The following is a 3285-nucleotide window of genomic DNA, read 5'->3' on the forward strand; positions in this document are numbered from 1 at the left end:
GGCGGCGAGGGCGCAGTCACCTCGGTGCGCGAGGCGGCGGCAGCTTGGGGCTTTTGGAACCTGAGCCAGTTCGCCAGCGACTATCGGCACCAGTTTGGTGAGCGGCCGTCGGACACGCTGTTGCGGTCATCGCAGCGCTGAGTGGAAAGCGCTGCAGTCAATGCTCTCAATCGGCCGGAGACTGCCGAAAGTAACCCTTGAAGAGCTCGTACAGCGCCGGATGTTCCTCGCGCATAGCGACCGGCGCGACGAAGAAGGCCTCGACGGCGACGGCGAAGAATTCATCCACTGCTTCGGCACCGTAGGGGTCGAGCGCGGTGTCTTCTTCGTCTGCCTCGATGAGTTCAGCGAAGCGTTCGTACTCGGCGTCGATGCACTCGACCCACGCTTCACGGGCTGCGGTGGTGGGCAGCATCGGGACGCCATCGAGCTGGCCATCGGCGCGATCGAGCACGTGCGCGAATTCGTGGATGACGACGTTCAGCGCGATGTCCGCGGTCTCGCCGGCGTTCAGCACGTGGTCCCAGGCCAGCGTGACCGGGCCGCCATCTGCAGTCGTCTCACCGAGCAACGCGTCGTCGAACTCGTGCACGACGCCATCGTCGTCCATCACCTCGCGGCGGATCGTCATTTCACTCGGGTGGACGACGATGCCGACGAAGTCGTCATAGGCTTCGATGCCGAGCTTCAGGATCGGCAGGCAAGCCTGGGCTGCGATGGCCACGGCCATCTCGTCGGTCACCGTCAGGTCCTGCGCGCCGTGGAATTCCTTGCGGGCGAGAAACAGGCTGACCAGCCGGCGCAGCTCTTGCAGGTCTTCAGCCGAGCGGCTGGACAGGAACGGGTAGATGCCCACCACCATCGTCCACAGCTCGTCCGGGACCGCGTGGCGCTCCAGCGCGCGTGATTCGCGCCAGCGCGACACGCTGCGCAGGAGTCGCGGCAGCACCATCGCGCTCAGGCCGCCGCGGGCGCGAGGCGCGCGAAGCATTGGGCGGACCAACGCAGCACCTCGGCTCGCGGCGGCGAGATGTGGTCGCAGTCCCAGTCGCTCAGCACGTGGCGCGTCCAGCCTTCGGTTCGCTGCTCGCTTTGCGGGCGATGCGTGTGACCGTGGATCAGCGTCTTCGTACCGGCTTCGGCCAGCCACTGCTGAGCGAGCGCGGGGTCCGCGTCCGCATAGGTGATCGGCTTCGCACTTTGCTGATGGGCGCGGCTGGCAGCGCGCATTTGCGCGCCGATCGCCTGGCGCTCGGCCAGCGGCTTCGTCAGAAAGGCCTGCTGCCACGCCGGCTGCCGCACCTGGGCGCGAAACTGCTGGTAGGCCGTGTCGTCCAGACACAGCGCGTCGCCGTGGCTCAGCAGCACGGGCTCATCGGAGATGCCTGGTGCATGCAGCGCCACAGGGTCGGGCAGATCGACAGCGCCCGTGGCCTGGAAGAATCCCTCGCCCAACAGGAAATCGCGGTTGCCGCGCATCACATACAAAGGCCGCTGCCGGGCCGATGCGGCCAGCAAGGCGACGCATTGCGCTTCGAAGGGCAGCGCCACGGAGTCGTCCCCCACCCAGGCCTCGAACAGATCGCCGAGGATGAACACCGCATCGGCAGTGGTCGCGTCCAGGTACTGCTGCAGCGCCGCCAACGTCTGCGGCAGATCGGGGCTCAGGTGCAGGTCTGAAATGAAATCCACCGTCCGGATGGACGGTGGCAGATCGATCCGTGGCAGCACGAACTCAGGCGATGACGACGGCCTTGTCGATCGTCACCGCTTCGAGGGGCACGTCGTCGTGGAAGCCCTTGGTGCCGGTGCGAACCTTTTCGATCGCATCGACCACTTCGGTGCCGGCGACAACCTTGCCGAACACGCAGTAGCCCCAGCCACTGGCCGACTCGGCGGTGAAGTTCAGGAAGCCGTTGTCCTTGGTGTTGACGAAGAACTGCGAGGTGGCCGAGTGCGGCGCGTTGGTGCGCGCCATCGCCACGGTGTACTTGTCGTTCGTCAGGCCGTTGTTGGCTTCGTTCTGGATCTGCTCATCGGTCGGCTTTTGCTTCATGTCGGGCGTCATGCCGCCGCCCTGGACCATGAAGCCCTTGATGACGCGGTGGAACACGGTGCCGTCGTAGTGGCCCTTGTTCACGTACGACAGGAAGTTGGCCACGCTTTTCGGGGCCTTGACGTCGTCGAGTTCGAGGCGGATCACGCCCATGCTGGTGGTCAGTTCTACGGTCTTGGTCATGCTAGTTACTCCAACGTCGCTTTCTTGATGAGGACAGGCTGCACCGGAACGTTCTGGTGCGGGCCCTTGGCTTTGGTCTCGACGGTCTTGATCTTCTCGACCACGTCCGTACCGGCAATTACCTTGCCGAACACCGCGTAGCCTTCGCCRTCGCGCGCGTTCGGCTGGTCGAGGAAGACGTTGTCGTTGACGTTGATGAAGAACTGCGACGTGGCCGAGTTCGGGAAATTGGTGCGCGCCATCGCCACCGTGTACTTCACGTTGGACAGGCCGGTGCGGCTTTCCAGCGGGATCGGCGCACGGGTCTGTTTCTCGCTCAGGTCGGGCTTCATGCCGCCGCCCTGGATCATGAAGTTCTCGATCACGCGGTGGAAGACCGTGCCGTCGTAGTGGCCAGCCTTCACGTACTGCACGAAATTGTCGACGGTCTTCGGCGCCTTGTCCTTGTACAGCTCGAGCACGATGTCGCCCATGCTGGTGGCCAGGCGCACCTTCGGGCCGGCAACCGCTGGCGCGCTCGACGACGCAGGCGCTTCCGGCGCGGTCGTGCCCTGTGCCCGCACGGGCAGGGTGGCCAACGCGGTGATCGCGAAGCCCACGCCGAGCAAGCAGGCACGGCGGCCCAGGTGGCGGGTGATAGTGGTTGCCCGGGTGGCAGTCGATGTCACGTCAAAAGTCTCCTTGGCTATACTCAGACGATTCTAGCGACCCCCGCACAACGGGCGTTCGGCTATTGCAGCCACCGCTTCCCCGGCGACGCCACCGCGCCCGTTGACCACCCTCGTTGATGGCCCTGCGCATCTACAACACGCTGACCCGTCGGGTCGAAGACTTCGTTCCCATCGAGCCTGGGCATGCGCGCATGTACGTGTGCGGCATGACGATCTACGACCTGTGTCACATGGGCCATGCGCGCATGATGATGGCCTTCGACGTGGTCTACCGCTGGCTGCAAGCCAGCGGTTACCAAGTCACCTACGTCCGTAACATCACCGACATCGAAGACAAGATCATCCGGCGTGCGGTCGAGCGCGGCATCAGCATCC

The 3285-nt window shown here is 64.8% G+C and carries 5 protein-coding genes and 1 pseudogene; 2 read left to right on the forward strand and 4 right to left on the reverse strand.

Annotated elements, in window-relative coordinates; translation table 11 throughout:
• A partial coding sequence (locus AC1DYI_RS30345) for a helix-turn-helix domain-containing protein (RefSeq protein ID WP_477207839.1) occupies positions 1–141 on the forward strand: 141 nt, incomplete at its 5' end.
• A gap of 25 nt (positions 142–166) precedes the next feature.
• Here the strand turns inward: AC1DYI_RS30345 and AC1DYI_RS30350 are convergent.
• The 4 genes from AC1DYI_RS30350 to AC1DYI_RS30365 are packed head-to-tail and all read right to left on the reverse strand — an operon-like array spanning position 167 to position 2808.
• The gene (locus AC1DYI_RS30350; RefSeq protein ID WP_477207836.1) at positions 167–991 is read right to left on the reverse strand and encodes a M90 family metallopeptidase; all 825 of its coding nucleotides are present in this window, start codon (positions 989–991) and stop codon (positions 167–169) included.
• The gene (locus tag AC1DYI_RS30355) at positions 958–1692 is read right to left on the reverse strand and encodes a UDP-2,3-diacylglucosamine diphosphatase (protein ID WP_477207837.1); all 735 of its coding nucleotides are present in this window, start codon (positions 1690–1692) and stop codon (positions 958–960) included. Before AC1DYI_RS30355 ends, AC1DYI_RS30350 begins: the two co-directional genes overlap by 34 nt.
• Positions 1693–1735: 43 nt before the next feature.
• Positions 1736–2239 (reverse strand): peptidylprolyl isomerase, encoded by a 504-nt coding sequence (locus tag AC1DYI_RS30360; RefSeq protein WP_477207838.1) that lies wholly within the window; start codon positions 2237–2239, stop codon positions 1736–1738.
• Positions 2240–2244: 5 nt separating this feature from the next.
• On the reverse strand, positions 2245–2808 hold the full coding sequence (locus tag AC1DYI_RS30365) for a peptidylprolyl isomerase (RefSeq protein ID WP_477207840.1): 564 nt from the start codon (positions 2806–2808) through the stop codon (positions 2245–2247).
• 218 nt (positions 2809–3026) lie between these two features.
• Here AC1DYI_RS30365 and AC1DYI_RS30370 point away from each other — a divergent pair.
• A pseudogene (locus tag AC1DYI_RS30370) lies at positions 3027–3285 on the forward strand (cysteine--tRNA ligase); the annotation flags it as partial.

The sequence above is a fragment of the Ideonella sp. P3_A4 genome, from assembly GCF_056403075.1.

Bases quoted from the DNA above. Each gene is read 5' to 3' on its own strand.
- AC1DYI_RS30350 (WP_477207836.1), bottom strand. From the start codon at position 991: ATGCTTCGCGCGCCTCGCGCCCGCGGCGGCCTGAGCGCGATGGTGCTG.
- AC1DYI_RS30360 (WP_477207838.1), bottom strand. From the start codon at position 2,239: ATGACCAAGACCGTAGAACTGACCACCAGCATGGGCGTGATCCGCCTC.